The sequence below is a fragment of the Microbacterium sp. VKM Ac-2870 genome (assembly GCF_015350795.1).
GTDB lineage: Bacteria > Actinomycetota > Actinomycetes > Actinomycetales > Microbacteriaceae > Microbacterium.
The window spans coordinates 225,367-240,191 of record NZ_JADKSH010000002.1; the positions used below are offsets into that span (position 1 = coordinate 225,367).

General features: G+C 68.7%; 12 protein-coding genes. 7 read left to right on the top strand and 5 right to left on the bottom strand.

What is annotated here, in order from left to right:
• The first annotated feature begins 110 nt into the window (after positions 1-110).
• The gene (gene rarD, locus ITJ43_RS05020) at positions 111-1,043 is read left to right on the top strand and encodes an EamA family transporter RarD (RefSeq protein WP_194582732.1); all 933 of its coding nucleotides are present in this window, start codon (positions 111-113) and stop codon (positions 1,041-1,043) included.
• Positions 1,044-1,271: 228 nt separating this feature from the next.
• Positions 1,272-2,612 (top strand): ABC transporter substrate-binding protein, encoded by a 1,341-nt coding sequence (locus ITJ43_RS05025; RefSeq protein WP_194582733.1) that lies wholly within the window; start codon positions 1,272-1,274, stop codon positions 2,610-2,612.
• 163 nt (positions 2,613-2,775) lie between these two features.
• Here the strand turns inward: ITJ43_RS05025 and ITJ43_RS05030 are convergent, their stop codons facing one another.
• The 4 genes from ITJ43_RS05030 to ITJ43_RS05045 are packed head-to-tail and all read right to left on the bottom strand — an operon-like array spanning position 2,776 to position 6,908.
• The gene (locus tag ITJ43_RS05030) at positions 2,776-3,555 is read right to left on the bottom strand and encodes an ABC transporter ATP-binding protein (RefSeq protein ID WP_228495478.1); all 780 of its coding nucleotides are present in this window, start codon (positions 3,553-3,555) and stop codon (positions 2,776-2,778) included.
• Positions 3,556-3,557: 2 nt separating this feature from the next.
• Positions 3,558-4,571, bottom strand: coding sequence for an ABC transporter ATP-binding protein (locus ITJ43_RS05035; RefSeq protein ID WP_194582735.1), 1,014 nt, complete (start codon positions 4,569-4,571; stop codon positions 3,558-3,560).
• On the bottom strand, positions 4,564-5,559 hold the full coding sequence (locus ITJ43_RS05040; RefSeq protein WP_194582736.1) for a branched-chain amino acid ABC transporter permease: 996 nt from the start codon (positions 5,557-5,559) through the stop codon (positions 4,564-4,566). Before ITJ43_RS05040 ends, ITJ43_RS05035 begins: the two co-directional genes overlap by 8 nt.
• An 11-nt stretch (positions 5,560-5,570) precedes the next feature.
• Positions 5,571-6,908, bottom strand: coding sequence for a branched-chain amino acid ABC transporter permease (locus ITJ43_RS05045; RefSeq protein WP_194582737.1), 1,338 nt, complete (start codon positions 6,906-6,908; stop codon positions 5,571-5,573).
• A gap of 280 nt (positions 6,909-7,188) precedes the next feature.
• On the opposite strand from ITJ43_RS05045, the gene guaB reads away from it, so the two are divergent.
• The 3 genes from guaB to ITJ43_RS05060 all read left to right on the top strand — a co-directional run bounded on the left by guaB (position 7,189) and on the right by ITJ43_RS05060 (position 11,631).
• Positions 7,189-8,691 (top strand): IMP dehydrogenase, encoded by a 1,503-nt coding sequence (guaB, locus tag ITJ43_RS05050; protein ID WP_194582738.1) that lies wholly within the window; start codon positions 7,189-7,191, stop codon positions 8,689-8,691.
• A 214-nt stretch (positions 8,692-8,905) separates the two neighbouring features.
• On the top strand, positions 8,906-9,754 hold the full coding sequence (locus tag ITJ43_RS05055; RefSeq protein ID WP_194582739.1) for an endonuclease domain-containing protein: 849 nt from the start codon (positions 8,906-8,908) through the stop codon (positions 9,752-9,754).
• 188 nt (positions 9,755-9,942) lie between these two features.
• Positions 9,943-11,631, top strand: coding sequence for an ABC-F family ATP-binding cassette domain-containing protein (locus ITJ43_RS05060; RefSeq protein WP_194582740.1), 1,689 nt, complete (start codon positions 9,943-9,945; stop codon positions 11,629-11,631).
• Between the two features lie 21 nt (positions 11,632-11,652).
• Here the strand turns inward: ITJ43_RS05060 and ITJ43_RS05065 are convergent, their stop codons facing one another.
• Complete coding sequence (locus ITJ43_RS05065) at positions 11,653-12,768, bottom strand: FAD-dependent oxidoreductase (protein ID WP_194582741.1); 1,116 nt, start codon at positions 12,766-12,768, stop codon at positions 11,653-11,655.
• 106 nt (positions 12,769-12,874) lie between these two features.
• On the opposite strand from ITJ43_RS05065, the gene ITJ43_RS05070 reads away from it, so the two are divergent.
• Positions 12,875-13,996: a GuaB3 family IMP dehydrogenase-related protein gene (locus tag ITJ43_RS05070; protein ID WP_194583177.1), complete on the top strand. Its 1,122-nt coding sequence runs from the start codon at positions 12,875-12,877 to the stop codon at positions 13,994-13,996.
• Positions 13,993-14,805 carry an SURF1 family protein gene (locus ITJ43_RS05075; RefSeq protein WP_194582742.1) on the top strand — a complete coding sequence of 271 codons (813 nt, stop codon included), beginning with the start codon at positions 13,993-13,995 and terminating at the stop codon, positions 14,803-14,805. Before ITJ43_RS05070 ends, ITJ43_RS05075 begins: the two co-directional genes overlap by 4 nt.
• Positions 14,806-14,825: the final 20 nt, after the last annotated feature.

Sequence of the window (14,825 nt, forward strand, 5' to 3'; positions counted from 1 at the left end):
CATCCGGCTGCGCTCGCGAGGCGAAACGTGGCGGTTCGCGGACGGGGAACGGCAGGATGCCGCAGGGGCGGAGGAGATGAGCGTGTCAGGGGCGTCGTAGGCTTTGTCTCATGACACCCGCTGAGACCGCCCGTGAGGAGAGGCTCGGCGCGGCCTACGCCTTCGGGGCGTATGTGCTCTGGGGTTTCCTGCCGCTGTACTTCCTCCTGCTGGCCCCGATCGGTCCGTGGGAGATCGTCGTCTGGCGCATCCTCTTCTCCTTGCTGTTCTGCGCCATCCTCCTCACCGTGACGCGCACGTGGGGCAAGTTGTTCGCCATCCTCCGCGATCGCCGCCTCGTGTTCTGGACGATCATCGCGGGCCTGCTGATCTACGTGAACTGGCAGGTGTTTCTCATCGGCATCCTGACCGGACACGTGATCGAGGGAAGCCTCGGCTACTTCATCAATCCGATCGTCACCGTGCTGCTCGGTGTGATCGTGCTGAAGGAGCGCCTGCGCACCGCGCAGTGGATCGCCATCGCCTTCGCGGGGCTCGCCGTCATCGTCATCATCGTCGCGTACGGATCTGTGCCCTGGATCGCTCTCATCCTCGCGGCCAGCTTCGGCACGTACGGTCTCGTGAAGAAGCAGATCGGCCCGCGGGTCGACGCCGTCAGTGGGCTGACGCTCGAGTCGCTGTGGTTGACGCCCATCGCCGTCGTCCAGCTCGTCATCGTCGCGAACACCACCGGCCTCGTCATCGGCACCCAGGGTGCCGGCCACACCGTGCTTGTGACTCTCGCGGGCGTGGTCACCGCCGTACCGCTGCTGCTGTTCGCCTCGGGGGCGCGCCGCGCGCCGCTCACGCTCATCGGTCTGCTGCAGTTCGCCGCGCCGATCCTGCAGTTCATCACCGGCGCCTGGCTGCTGCACGAACCCATGCCGCTGGAGCGATGGATCGGCTTCGCGCTGGTCTGGCTCGCCCTCGTCGTCCTGAGCGTCGATTCGGTGCTCCACGCCCGGCGCTCGCGCGCCGCATCGGCCATCGCCGAACTGGTCTGAACGGCCGCGCAGCCGACCGGCTGCAGACGAGCTCGAAAACACCCCGAAGCGTTCTGCACACACCTCGGGGCCCGCGGCACCCGCTTTCGCCTTTCATAACGATTGCGTCGCGGTGCTTTCCTTCGATGCGTGCGCGAAACATCCTGGTGACACAGCGGGATTACCGTTCAAGCCAGACCGCGGAGGCTTCTTGCGCCGCGCGATGTCATCGAAGAAAGGGAAGAACCTATGGTTCATCGCAACAAGGCGCTCGTCGCTGCGCTCGCGCTCGCGGGCGCCGCAACGCTCGCGCTCGCGGGCTGCTCGAGTTCCACCACGAGCCCGGGCTCGACGTCGGCCGCTCCGATGTCGACCGCATCGGGTTCGGCCGATCCCGCGGCCGCCTGCAAGCCGGGCACCCCGTCGACCGGGCCGTTGACGCTCGCGACGATCCTGCCGCAGACCGGTTCGCTGGCCTACCTCAACCCGCCGGCCGAGGCGGGCTACGGCCTCGCTGTCGAAGACATCAACGCTGCGGGCGGCGTGCTCGCGCAGCCCATCAAGGTGGGTCCGATCACCGACTCGGGCGCGTCGTCCGACCTGTCGGTCTCGACCGCATCGGCCGCGCAGATCGCTTCGTCCGATGCCCAGGTCGTGCTCGGTGCCGAGTCTTCCAGCGTGTCGCTGAACTTCGTCGACACCATCGTCTCGAAGTGCAAGGTGCAGATCTCGCCCGCGAACACGGCGACCAAGCTCTCGGGCTACTCCAGCTACTACTTCCGCACCGCTCCGCCGGACACGGTGCAGGGCTCGGCCCTCGGCAACCTCGTCGTCGGTGACGGCGTGCAGAAGGTCGCCTTCATCGTCTTCAACGACGCATACGGCACGGGCCTGCGCGACGTCATCGAGGACACCGTGACCAAGGCCGGTGCCGAGGTCGTCTACGGCGCCAAGGGCAAGGGTCAGGAGTTCGCTCCCGGTCAGAAGACCTTCTCGTCCGAGGTCTCGGCGGCCATCGCCGCCAAGCCCGACGCGATCGTCATCCTCGCGTTCGACGAGACCAAGCAGATCGTGCCCGAGCTGAAGGCCCAGGGCTTCGACCTGTCGAAGACCTACCTCGTCGACGGCAACACGGCCGACTACAGCAAGGACTTCGAGGCGGGCACCCTCTCGGGTGCGCAGGGCACCATCCCCGGCGCACAGCCCGACCCGGAGTTCAAGCAGCGTCTGGTCGACTTCTACAAGAAGACGGCCAACGCCGATCTGAAGGACTTCTCGTACGCTCCCGAGTCCTACGACGCCATCGTGCTGGCCGCGCTGGCTGCGGAGAAGGGCAAGGGCACCGACGGTCCGACCATCCAGGCGAACCTCGCTGCGGTGTCCGGTGCCAGCAACGGTGAGAAGTGCACCGACTTCGCCGCGTGCCTTGCGCTGCTGAAGAGCGGCAAGGATATCTCGTATGCGGGCAAGGCCGGCATCGGCGCCTTCAACGATCAGAACGACCCGTCGAGCGCCTTCATCGGCATCTACAAGTTCGACGCGAACAACACGCCCGTCTTCCAGAAGTCCATCCAGGGCTCGGTCGGCTGACCTGAGGTTCATATAAGAGGGGCGGATGCTGCGCATGCGGCATCCGCCCCTCTTCGTTCGTGGTCTCCCGAATACCCCCGCGGCAACCAGACAGCACCATTACGCACGACAGAGCCCCCGCGTCGCACCTAACGCGGGGGCTCTGTCGTACGGGGACGTGCGCTCAGTCGGTGTGTGTCGCGTCGACGTCGGCGGCCAGCGTTCCCAGGTACAGCTCGATGACCTTCGGGTCTTTCGCGAGGTCGCGTCCGGTGCCCTCGTAGGCGTTGCGCCCCTGGTCGAGGACGTACGCGCGATCGCAGATCTGCAGACAGCGGCGGGCGTTCTGCTCGACCATGATGATCGTGACGCCGGTCTTGTTGATCTCACGCGTACGGATGAATGTCTCGTCCTGACGCACCGGCGACAGGCCGGCGCTGGGCTCGTCGAGCAGCAGCACCTTCGGCTTCATCATCAGGGCGCGCGCCATCGCGACAGACTGGCGCTCACCGCCCGACAGCGAGCCGGCCCGCTGCTTGCGCCGCTCGCCCAAGACCGGGAACAGCTCCCAGATCTCGGCGACGCGCGACTGGAAGTCCTTGGGTCGCAGGAACATGCCCATCTGCATGTTCTCTTCGATCGTCAGCGAGGGGAACACGTTGTTGGTCTGCGGGACGAACCCGATTCCCGCCTGCACCAGCTGGTTGGCCCGTTGGTTGGTGATGTCCTGACCCTCGAGCGTCACCGAGCCGGTGCGCACCGTGACGAGCCCGAACAGCGCCTTCAGCAGGGTCGATTTGCCCGCGCCGTTCGGACCGATGATGCCGACGAGCTCGCCGGGGTAGGCCTCGAGCGTGCAGTCATTGAGGATGTTGACGCCCGGCAGGTAGCCCGCGACGAGACTGTCGGCCTTCACGACCGGGGTCGCGGTGGTGGGTGCGGCCGCGGGAGCGGCGGATGGCATGCTCACTTCTCTTCGTCCTCCTGCTCGGCTTCGGCCTCGACCTCGGCCTCGATCTGATGGATGAGGCCGGTCGTGACGGCGGAGTCGTCGCCGAGATCCGTGTCGTGATACGCGCCCAGGTAGGCATCGATCACGGCGGGGTTCTTCATGACCCGCTCCGGGTCACCTTCGGCGACGACCTCGCCCTGGGCCATGACGACCACCCAGTCCGAGATGTGTCGCACCATGTGCATGTCGTGCTCGACGAACAGCACCGTGGTGCCGTCGTTGCGCAGGGCCTGGATGTGCTCGAGCAGGCTCTGCGTGAGCGCGGGGTTGACGCCGGCCATAGGCTCGTCGAGCATGATCATCTTCGGGTCGCTCATCAGCGCCCGCGCCATCTCGAGCAGCTTCTTCTGGCCACCCGAGAGGCTTCCGGCCATGTCATCGCGCTTGGTGTCAAGCTTGAAGCGCTGCAAGAGCTCTTCGGCCTTCTCGATGTTCGCCCGCTCGGCGGCGCCCCAGAGGGGCTTGATCAGCCCGACGGCGAGGTTCTCACCCGGGTTTCCCTTCGCCCCGATGAGCATGTTGTCCAGCACCGTCATGCGCGACAGCGCTTTCGTGAGCTGGAATGTGCGCACCATGCCGGCGCGGGCGACCTTGGATGCCGCCGTGTTGACCATCGTGCGGCCATCGAACGACCAGCGCGCCGCGTCGTCGGCCGCAGGGCCGCCGAAGAGCTTCTTCGCCGACGAGGGCTTGTCGAAGCCGGTGATCAGGTTGAAGAACGTCGTCTTTCCGGCACCGTTCGGGCCGATCAGCGCGGTGATCGCACCGCGCTGCACCTCCAGGTGGCCCACATCGACGGCCGTCATGCCGCCGAAGCGGCGCACGATGTTGTCGACGACCAGAATCGGGTCAGGCTTGGCCGAGCCGGGCGTCTCGGCCACGTTCAGCAGCGTCGAGCGGATGGCTTGTGTGATGGCGCCTGGCTCGGTCGGGGTGGGCACAGCGCGGTCGGCGGTCTGGTCAGGCATTGAAGCTCAACTCCTTCTTATTGCCGAGGATGCCTTGTGGTCGGAAGATCACCAGCAGCATCAATGCCACGCCGATCAGCACCCACGACAGCCACTGCGTCTGCTGCGTGTTGAGGATCGAGGTGGGGATGTACTCGCCGGCGATCTGCACGATCGCGATGCGCACGACGAAGAAGATGATCGCGCCGAGCAGCGGACCGAAGATCGTCGCGGCGCCACCGAGGAGCATGATCGTCCACAGGTTGAAGGTCAGCGGCCTGCCGAAGCCGTCCGGCTGCACCGACGCCGGCAGCACCACGAGGATGCCGGCGATACCGCCGAGCACACCGCCGATGATGAGGGCCTGCATCTTGTAGGAGTACGAGCTCTTGCCGAGGCTGCGGACGGCATCCTCGTCTTCGCGGATGCCCTTGAGAACGCGCCCCCAGGGGCTGCGCATCGCGAGCCAGGTGAACAGCAGCGCGATGAGGACGAGGCCCCACGCCACGAGGCGCGTCCACCAGTCGTTGCCCGAACCCGGGTCGGTGTTGGGGTAGGTGAACCAGAGGAACTGGGTCGTCCCCGGCGGCAGGAACGATAGCTCCGTGAATGCGCCGCGGTACTCCGGGCCGACGAGGCCGGTCGATCCGCCCGTCACGTCGGCGAGGGCGGCGAGGCGACCGACCATGCGGACGATCTCCGCCGCACAGATCGTCACGATCGCGAGGTAGTCGCCGCGCAGTCGCAGCGTCGGGATGCCGAGCACGAATGCGAACACGACGCAGGCGAGGATAGCGACGAGAACGCCGAGCCAGAACCCGCCCCCGTTGATGACGGTGATCGCGAATCCGTACGCGCCGAGGAGCATGAAGCCTGCTTGGCCCATGTTCATCAGGCCGGTGTATCCGAAGTGGATGTTGAGTCCGATGGCGGCGATGACATACGCCGCCGTGACGGGTGCGATCGCGGTTTCGGTGAGCTGCTGAAGCAGCGTGATCCAGAAGTCCATGGCCCTCTCCCTTAGCCGACTCGCTCGGCGCGGCCGAAGATGCCCTGCGGCCGGAACAGCAGGATGACGATGAGCAGTGCCAGGGCGGTGGCGTATTTGAGGTCGCCCGGCAGCCAGATGTTGGTGAGCTCGACGATGAGGCCGATCACCATCGCGCCGGCGAAGGCGCCGAACGCGGTGCCGAGGCCACCGAGGGTGACCGCGGCGAACAGCAGCAGCAGCAGCTGGCCACCCGTCTCCCACCCGACGCCGTTCAGTACGAGGCCCAGCAGTACGCCGGCGAGGCCGGCGAGGCCGGACGCCAGGATCCAGACGCCGCGGATGACCTTGTCGACGTCGATGCCCGACGCCGAGGCCAGCGCCGGGTTGTCGGACACCGCGCGGGTGGCGCGGCCGAAGCGCGTGTACATGAGGCCGAGCCCGACCGCGGCGATCGCCACGATCGCGATGCCCATGGCGACATACGACTGGATCGTGAGAGTCACTCCGAGCAGCGTCACCGTCGTCGGGTTCGACCGGTCGATGCGCACCGTGCCGGCGCCGATCCACAGCTGCACGACGTACTGCAGCGCGATCGACAGACCGATCGAGACGATCATCATCTGCGTGAGACTCAGCCGCCGTCGCCGCAGCGGCTTCCACAAGCCGGCATCCTGTACCCAGCCGAGACCGGCCATGACGATGACGGCCAGCGTTCCGCCGATCCAGAGGTTTCCGGTCAGCGACGTGAGGAACCAGGCCAGCACGCCGCCGATCGTGACGAGCTCGCCGTGGGCGAAGTTGCTGAGCCCGGTCGTGCCGAAGATCAACGAGAGTCCGAGCGAGGCGAGTGCGAGCAGCAGACCCAGACGGATGCCCTGCGCGGACTGTTGCCAGAAGCGCTGCCAGTCGAACGAGCTCGCGCTCGCCGCGGCGCCGTCGGGGCTGTTGGAGAGCTTGAAGATCGCCGACGCGTCGGAGCGCAGCGTCACCGCCACCTCGCGGGAGTCGGCGCCGTCGACGTACTGCCCGTCGGCGAGCGTCGCGGCATCCACCTTCACGGTGTACGTGCCGGACGCCGTGACGGCGAAGACCCAGCGGCCGGCGCTGTCGGTCTTGGTCGTCGTTGCCGATCCGACGCCGGGGCCGGCGATCGTCAGCTCCACTCCGGTGGCGGGCGAGCCGTCGCTTTGGCGGATCGTGCCCTGCACGCAGGCGGTGGTCTCGTTGGCAGCACAGGCATCCGCCGCTGCGGCGGACTGCGCGGGCAGGAGCACGCCGAGCAGAGCGAGAAAAGCGAGCAAGAGGCAGGCGAGCACGGCAGTGCTTCGACGTGGGGAGACCTCGGGTCGCGCGAGAGGCACGAGCATTGCACTCCAGTCAGGTGTCGGCGGCGGCCGTGGGCGACCGCTCGTTAGTGGGGTCGAGGCTACGACCCCTAGATGTCACGCGTGTTTCGTGAGGAGACGACCTCGTCCCCTCCTCGGCACGTCGTCGGCGGCGCATTGTTGCGTCGGGGAAACGCTCCCTCAGATGTCGCGCCGCGTCAAGGGCTGGACGGTCACGCAACGGCCACGGAATGCGGCGGCCCGGTGTCGACTTACAATCGGTACACCCGCGATTCGCGCGCGCGAGATAACAGGAGAGCACGTGGAGCACAACGACCCGTTCGGTTTCGTCGGACTGACCTATGACGACGTGCTCCTCCTGCCGGGGCACACCGATGTCATCCCCTCCGAGGCGGACACGTCGTCTCGGGTCACCCGTCGCATCACGGTCGCCACGCCGTTGCTGTCCGCCGCGATGGACACCGTGAGCGAAGCGCGCATGGCGATCGCGATGGCCCGCGAGGGTGGCCTCGGCATCCTGCACCGCAACCTCGCCATCGCCGAGCAGGCCGCTATGGTCGATCAGGTCAAGCGCAGCGAGTCGGGCATGATCACCGATCCGATCACGACCACGCCCGACGCGACCATCGAAGAAGTCGACACGCTGTGCGGTCAGTACCGCATCTCGGGGCTGCCGGTCATCGATGACGAAGGACGACTGCTCGGCATCATCACCAACCGTGACATGCGCTTCGTCTCGGGCTTCGAGCGCCAGAGCACCAAGGTCCGCGACGTCATGACCAGCGAGGGCCTCGTCACCGGTCGCGTCGGCATCGGCGCCAACGAGGTCATCGCCCTGTTCGCGCAGCACCGCGTCGAGAAGCTCCCGCTGATCGACGACGACGGCAAGCTCGCGGGCCTCATCACCATCAAGGACTTCGACAAGAGCGAGAAGTACCCGCTGGCCACGAAGGACGATCAGGGGCGTCTGCGGGTAGGAGCGGCGATCGGCTTCTTCGGCGATGCGTGGGAGCGTGCCGAGGCGCTTCGCGACGCGGGTGTCGACGTGATCGTCGTCGACACGGCCAACGGTCAGTCGCAGGGTGTCATCGACATGGTGCGCCGGCTCAAAGCCGACGAGTCGTTCGCGCACATCGACGTCATCGGCGGCAACGTCGCGACCCGAGAGGGCGCGCAGGCGCTCATCGATGCGGGCGTGGATGCCGTGAAGGTCGGCGTCGGTCCGGGTTCCATCTGCACGACCCGCATCGTCGCCGGTGTCGGCGTTCCCCAGGTCACCGCGATCTGGGAGGCCTATCAGGCGGCGCGCGAGTCCGGCATCCCGGTCATCGCCGACGGCGGCCTGCAGTACTCCGGCGACATCGCCAAGGCACTCGTCGCCGGTGCCGACACCGTCATGCTCGGCTCGCTACTGGCGGGCACGGACGAGTCGCCGGGAGAGATCGTCTTCCAGGGCGGCAAGCAGTTCAAGCTCTACCGCGGTATGGGCTCGCTCGGCGCGATGCAGACCCGTGGCAAGAAGACCTCGTACTCGAAGGACCGCTACTTCCAGGCCGACATCCCCAGCGACGACAAGCTGATCCCCGAGGGCATCGAGGGCCAGGTCGCGTACCGCGGCCCCGTCTCTGCCGTCGCGTACCAGCTGGTCGGCGGCCTCCGGCAGTCGATGTTCTACGTCGGCGCCCGCACGATCGACGAGCTCAAGGCCCGCGGCAAGTTCGTACGGATCACCGCCGCCGGCCTCAAGGAGAGCCACCCCCACGACGTGCAGATCGTCGTCGAGGCCCCTAACTACAAGAAGTAGCCCGCCGCGCGGCATCCGCTGCGTGGAAGGTCTTTCTGCCCGCACGAACTCCGCAGATCTTTGCGTACTCCGCATCCATCTCCATGATCGGATGCGGAGTACGCCGTTTTCTGCGGAGTTCATCGCCTCCTCCCCAGCCGCCGGCCGGGGTCGGATTGTCCACGGGCGCGCGGGGAGCGGTATCCGTCCCTCGCCCAGACAACAGGATGCCGGGATGCGCCTCGCTTCCGTGTCCGATCGCCTTCGGGGGACCGCGCTGCACCGGGATCAGCTCCGACGCGAGGGGTACAGCGATCTCCTGCTGCGGGCGGCCGTCCGTGCCGGGGAGATCGAGCTGTACCGTCGCGCCTGGTTTGTATCCCCGGAAGCACCGGCCGATCTGCGCGCGGCGGCCCGCTGGGGTGGCCGCCTCACATGCACGTCGTTCGCGCGGCGACACGGATGGTGGATGCCGGAGGGCGTTCTCGACGAGGTGCACCTGCACTTTCCGCCGGGGTCGACGGGTCCGCGTGCCCCGTGGGACGGCATTGCTCACTGGACGCGGCCGATCGCGCCCGTTGGACGGTCGCTCGTGGCCACAGTCGAGGATGCCCTCGCGCACATCGCCGTGTGCCAGCCGCCCGAGACCGCGCTCGTCATCTGGGAGAGCGCGACCCGGGTCGAACAGCTCGCACCCGAAGCGCTCCGCGCCGTTCGATGGGTTACGCCCACGGCGGTCGAGCTGGCCGCCGAGGTCACCGGGCTGGCCGACTCAGGGCTCGAGGTGTTGGTGTGCCGGCCGTTGCAGCGCCTGCGTGTTCGCGTGCGTCAGCAGGTCTACCTCGCCGGAAGGCCCGTCGACGTGCTCGTCGGCGAGTGGCTCGTGATCCAGATCGACGGATGGGCGCATCACTCGTCGTCCGCACAGCGCTCGAAGGACATCGCGCACGATGCGGAGCTGCGCCTGCGCGGCTACACCGTGCTCCGATTCTCGTATGCGCAGGTTGTGCACGACGCAGCCGGTGTCGAGCGCACGATCCGCCGTGCACTGGCCGCGGGGTTCCACGACAGGCCGTCCGTCTAGATCGTGGGAGGAGATGCCGCGGCATCCGCCGGCGCGTACGAACTCCGCGGGTTCTCGCAAACTCCGCATCCAACGTCGCGATCGGATGCGGAGTTCGCCGCATTCTGCACCGTTCGCGCAGCCTCGCGCCGACCCGATAAGCTGATCGGCTCTGCGCCCGCGACGCGGCGGGGGCGGAAGGACCCATCGTGGGCTACATCGACATCTCTGCCGTCTCGTTCGTGCTGCCCGACGGGCGGCCGCTGCTGGACGAGGTCACGTTCCGGGTTGCGGATGGCAAGACCACCGCCCTCATCGGGCAGAACGGTGCCGGCAAAACGACGCTGCTGCGCCTCATCCGCGGCGAACTCGCTCCGCGCTCGGGGGCCATCACGATCGACGGCGGCCTCGGCGTTATGGACCAGTTCGTCGGACACGGCGACGCCGGTCAGACCATCCACGACCTCCTCATCTCCGTCGCGCCTTCGCGCGTCGCCAGGGCGGCGAGCGAGCTCGAGGATGCCGAGGCGGCCATCATCGACCGCGACGACCTCGACACGCAGATGCGCTACGCCGCGGCGCTCGCCGACTATGCCGAGGCCGGGGGCTACGAGTACGAGACGGTCTGGGACACGTGCACGATCGCGGCGTTGGGCGTGCCGTTCGCCCGCGCCCGCTTCCGCGAGCTGACCACGCTGTCGGGCGGCGAGCAGAAGAGGCTCGCGCTGGAGGCGCTGCTGCGCGGACCCGATCAGGTGCTGCTGCTCGACGAGCCCGACAACTACCTCGACGTTCCCGGCAAACGCTGGCTGGAGGAGCGGCTGCGCGAGACGTCGAAGACGGTGCTGCTCGTCTCGCACGATCGCGAGCTGCTCGCGCGGGCGGCCGACCGCATCGTCACGCTCGAGATCGGCGGCGCCGGCAGCACCGCCTGGGTGCACGGCGGCGGTTTCGGCACCTACCATGCCGCCCGCGATGACCGCATGGCCCGACTGGACGAACTGCGCCGTCGCTGGGACGAACAGCACCTCAAGCTGCAGCGCTTCGTCGCCGACATGAAGGCGAAAGCGGCCGCCAGCGACGAGTTCGCCTCGCGCTACCGTGCCGCCCAGACGCGGTTGCGCCGCTTCGAGGATGCCGGGCCGCCCGAAGAGCGCCCTCCCGCGCAGAGCCTCGACCTGCGCCTGCGCGGAGCGCGCACGGGCAAACGGGCCGTCGTGGCCGAGCGCCTCGAACTCACCGGGCTGATGAAGCCGTTCGATCTGGAGGTGTGGTTCGGCGACCGCGTCGCCGTGCTCGGCGCCAATGGATCGGGCAAGTCGCACTTCCTGCGCCTGCTCGCCCGCGGCGGCACGGATCCCGATGCGCTGCTCGGCCACGTCACCGAAGTGGGCGCCGCGCTCGAACCGGTCGCTCACACCGGCCGCGCTGTGCTCGGCGCACGGGTGACTCCGGGGTGGTTCGCTCAGACCCACCGGCATCCGGAGTTCGCGGGCCGCACCCTGCTCGACATCCTCCATCGCGGAGATGACCGCAGACCCGGCATGCCGCGCGATGCGGCGAGTTCGGCGCTCGATCGCTACGGTCTGGTGCGCCAGGCCGAGCAGCCCTTCGAGAGCCTCTCCGGCGGGCAGCAGGCCCGTCTGCAGGTGCTGCTGCTCGAGCTGTCGGGTGCCACCCTGCTGCTGCTCGACGAGCCCACCGACAACCTCGACCTCGTCTCGGCGGAAGCTCTCGAAGACGCGCTGCAGCGGTTCGAGGGCACGGTGCTGGCCGTCACCCACGACCGGTGGTTCGCGCGCTCGTTCGACCGCTTCGTCGTGTTCAGCGCCGACGGCAACGTCATCGAGGCGGACGAACCGGTGTGGGATGAGAAGCGCGTCGCGCGGGCACGCTGACGGCGCGCCGACGTCGTGCGCTCAGGCGGATGCCAGACGGAACGCCGCCGCCGCCCGCGCCGCCGGGTCGAGGGCGAGGTCGGCGAGGGTCGCACCCACACCCGGCGCGAACTTGAACCCCTGTCCGGAGAAGCCCGCCCCGACGACGATCGTTCCGACGCGGTCGAGGACGAATGCCTCGGTCGGCGTCGACGTGTAGGTGCAGGAGATCGGCACGGCGGAATCGGGATCGAGTCCCGGCATCCACTCCCGCACGTAGTCGCGCAGTTCGCGCTGCAGCACAGGGCGGTGCGGTCGGTGGTCGGGATCGACCTCGTCGCCGATGCCGTGGAATCCGACCTTCACCCCCTCGCCCGGTGTCGGCATGCCGTAGACGTTCGCGGGCTGTGAGCCTGGTACGACGAAGTGGTTGAACGAGGGCCAGAGGTCCGGCAGCTCCGGGGAGAAGTGCGCGGGGGTCTCCTCGGTCACGCGAAGGCGCGGCAGTCGGATATCCGCTGCCGTCGCGAGCAGCTGCTGCGTCCAGGCGCCGGCGGCGACGATGACCACGTCGGCGCGGAGCGTCGCGGCATCGGTGACGATGTCGGCGCCGTCGGCGTCTGGCGAGATCGCCCGCACACGGGTGTTCCAGCGGACCTGTCCGCCACCGGCGACGACGCGCCGCTCGAGCTCACGCAACGCCGCCGCGGCGCGGGCGACGCCGGCATCGGGGGAGAACAGTGCGGTGTCGTCGAAGCGCATGCCCGGCCAGCGCCGTGCCGCGTCGACCGCGTCGAGCAGTTCGGCGGGGATGCCGCGGGCTGCCAGCTCCGCCGCGATCGCGGACAGCGCGAGCCCCGACCCGCTGCCGAGGGCCGCACCGGATCCGTGCGAGACGAGACCGTGCAGCCGCAGCAGCGGCTCACCGTCTACCTCGCCGAGTGCGTCCCACCCCTCCCGTGCGCGCACGAGCAGGTCGAGGTAGTGCGCATCGCCGTACGCGTTGTTGAAGTTGCGGGTCTCGCCGTGGGATGCGCCCTCCTGGTGGCCGCGCGCGAACCGCTCGAGCACGACCGGACGCTCGCCACGGCGCACGAGCTGCCAGGCCGCCGCGAGCCCCATCACTCCGCCCCCGACGATCACGATGCGCCTGGTCATCTCGCTCCCTCCGTCTGCGTCCATCCTGCCGTCACACGCGATGCCCCGAGACCGGCGATCGGCTCGGCGGGGGTCGGAGCGCGGCGGGTAGGCTGAGGGGGTGACCATGGAGATCGAGCTCGGCCGCGCCAAGCGCGCCCGCCGCGCCTACGCGTTCGACGACATCGCGGTCGTGCCGTCGCGGCGCACCCGCAACCCGGAAGACGTGTCGACGGCGTGGTCGATCGACGCCTTCAGCTTCGAGATCCCGGTGCTCGGAGCCCCGATGGACTCGGTCATGAGCCCGCGCACTGCGGTCATGCTCGGCCAGCTCGGCGGCCTCGGCGTGCTCGACCTCGAGGGCGTATGGACCCGCTACGACGATCCCGAGCCGCTGCTCGCCGAGATCGCGGCGTTGCCGGCATCCGAGGCGACCCGCCGTATGCAGGAGCTCTACGCCGAGCCGATCAAGCCCGAGCTGGTGCGCGACCGTCTCTCCGAGATCCGCGACGCCGGTGTCACCGTCGCGGGCTCGCTCACCCCGCAGCGCACCCAGGAGCTGTACGAGACCGTCGTCGCCGCCGGCGTGGACCTGTTCGTCATCCGCGGCACGACCGTCTCGGCCGAGCATGTGTCGAGCGTCGACGCGCCCCTGAACCTCAAGAAGTTCATCTACGACCTCGACGTGCCGGTCATCGTCGGCGGAGCATCCACGTACACGGCGGCGCTGCACCTCATGCGCACCGGCGCGGCCGGCGTGCTCGTCGGTTTCGGCGGGGGAGCGGCGTCGACCACCCGGGCGACCCTCGGCATCCACGCGCCGATGGCGACCGCGGTCGCCGACGTCGCCGGTGCCCGTCGTGACTACCTCGACGAGTCGGGCGGACGGTACGTGCATGTCATCGCCGACGGCGGAGTAGGCACGTCGGGCGACATCGTCAAGGCGCTGGCTATGGGGGCGGATGCCGTCATGCTCGGCGTCGCCCTGGCGCGCGCGACCGATGCCCCCGGCCGCGGCTACCACTGGGGCCCCGAGGCGCACCACACCAAGCTGCCGCGCGGCAAGCGGGTCGAGGTCGGCCAGGTCGCCCCGCTCGAGGAGATCCTCTACGGCCCGGCCCCGGTCGCCGACGGTACTGCGAATCTGATCGGTGCGCTCAAGAAGTCGATGGCCACCACCGGCTACTCCGACCTCAAGGAGTTCCAGCGCGTCGAGGTCGTCGTCGCCCCGTACCCGGCAGGTCGATGACCGCGGAGCCGTTCCCGCCGACGCTGCGGGAGGTCATGCTGCGTCCGTGGTGGATCGGCATGCTGGCGTTCGCGCTGCTGGTGGCGGCGATCTTCGCCTGGCTCGGTCAGTGGCAGCTGGGCCGCGCCATCGACACCTCGCCGCCGGTTCCCGGCGCGACGGAGCAGGTGCGGGCCATCGACGACGTCGTCGCCCCGGGCGCCTACCTGCCTGAACCGCTCGTTGGTCAGCGGGTCGACGTCTCGGGCTCGTTCGTCTCCGGTGACTTCCTCGTCGTGTCGTCCCGGTTCAACGACGGCCAGCAGGGCTATTGGGTCACCGGTCAGTTCCGTACCGTCGCCGCCGCGCCCACCTCGCTCGCCGTCGCGGTGGGGTGGACCGCTGATCGTGCAGTCGCGGATGCCGCGGCATCCACCCTCAACGCCGATCCCGGCGGCGCGCTCACCCTCACCGGGCGTCTCATCGCCGACGAGGGTCCGCTCGCACCGCCGCGCGGCGCGGCGTCGACCGAGATGACCCGCATGTCGCCCGCAGCGCTGCTGAGCTGGTGGCACGGTACCGACGAGCTCGCGGTGTACCGCCCGTACCTCGTCGCGGACGCCGGTGAGCCGCTCGTAGGCGGACTGGTCGCGATCGACTCACCCGCCCCCGACGAGGGCTCCAGCGTCAACTGGCTGAATATCTTCTACGCCGCCGAATGGGCGATCTTCGCGGGCTTCGCGTTCTACATGTGGTACCGCCTGGCCCGCGACGCGTGGGAGAAGGAGGTCGAGGCGCTGGAGGAGGCGCAGGCCGCCGATCCGGCGTAGCGCGCCGACTAGACTTGACG

Bases quoted from the DNA above. Each gene is read 5' to 3' on its own strand.
- rarD (WP_194582732.1), top strand. From the start codon at position 111: ATGACACCCGCTGAGACCGCCCGTGAGGAGAGGCTCGGCGCGGCCTAC.
- ITJ43_RS05075 (WP_194582742.1), top strand. From the start codon at position 13,993: ATGACCGCGGAGCCGTTCCCGCCGACGCTGCGGGAGGTCATGCTGCGT.
- ITJ43_RS05045 (WP_194582737.1), bottom strand. From the start codon at position 6,908: ATGCTCGTGCCTCTCGCGCGACCCGAGGTCTCCCCACGTCGAAGCACT.
- ITJ43_RS05040 (WP_194582736.1), bottom strand. From the start codon at position 5,559: ATGGACTTCTGGATCACGCTGCTTCAGCAGCTCACCGAAACCGCGATC.
- ITJ43_RS05035 (WP_194582735.1), bottom strand. From the start codon at position 4,571: ATGCCTGACCAGACCGCCGACCGCGCTGTGCCCACCCCGACCGAGCCA.
- ITJ43_RS05055 (WP_194582739.1), top strand. From the start codon at position 8,906: ATGCGCCTCGCTTCCGTGTCCGATCGCCTTCGGGGGACCGCGCTGCAC.
- ITJ43_RS05030 (WP_228495478.1), bottom strand. From the start codon at position 3,555: ATGCCATCCGCCGCTCCCGCGGCCGCACCCACCACCGCGACCCCGGTC.
- ITJ43_RS05025 (WP_194582733.1), top strand. From the start codon at position 1,272: ATGGTTCATCGCAACAAGGCGCTCGTCGCTGCGCTCGCGCTCGCGGGC.
- ITJ43_RS05065 (WP_194582741.1), bottom strand. From the start codon at position 12,768: ATGACCAGGCGCATCGTGATCGTCGGGGGCGGAGTGATGGGGCTCGCG.
- ITJ43_RS05070 (WP_194583177.1), top strand. From the start codon at position 12,875: ATGGAGATCGAGCTCGGCCGCGCCAAGCGCGCCCGCCGCGCCTACGCG.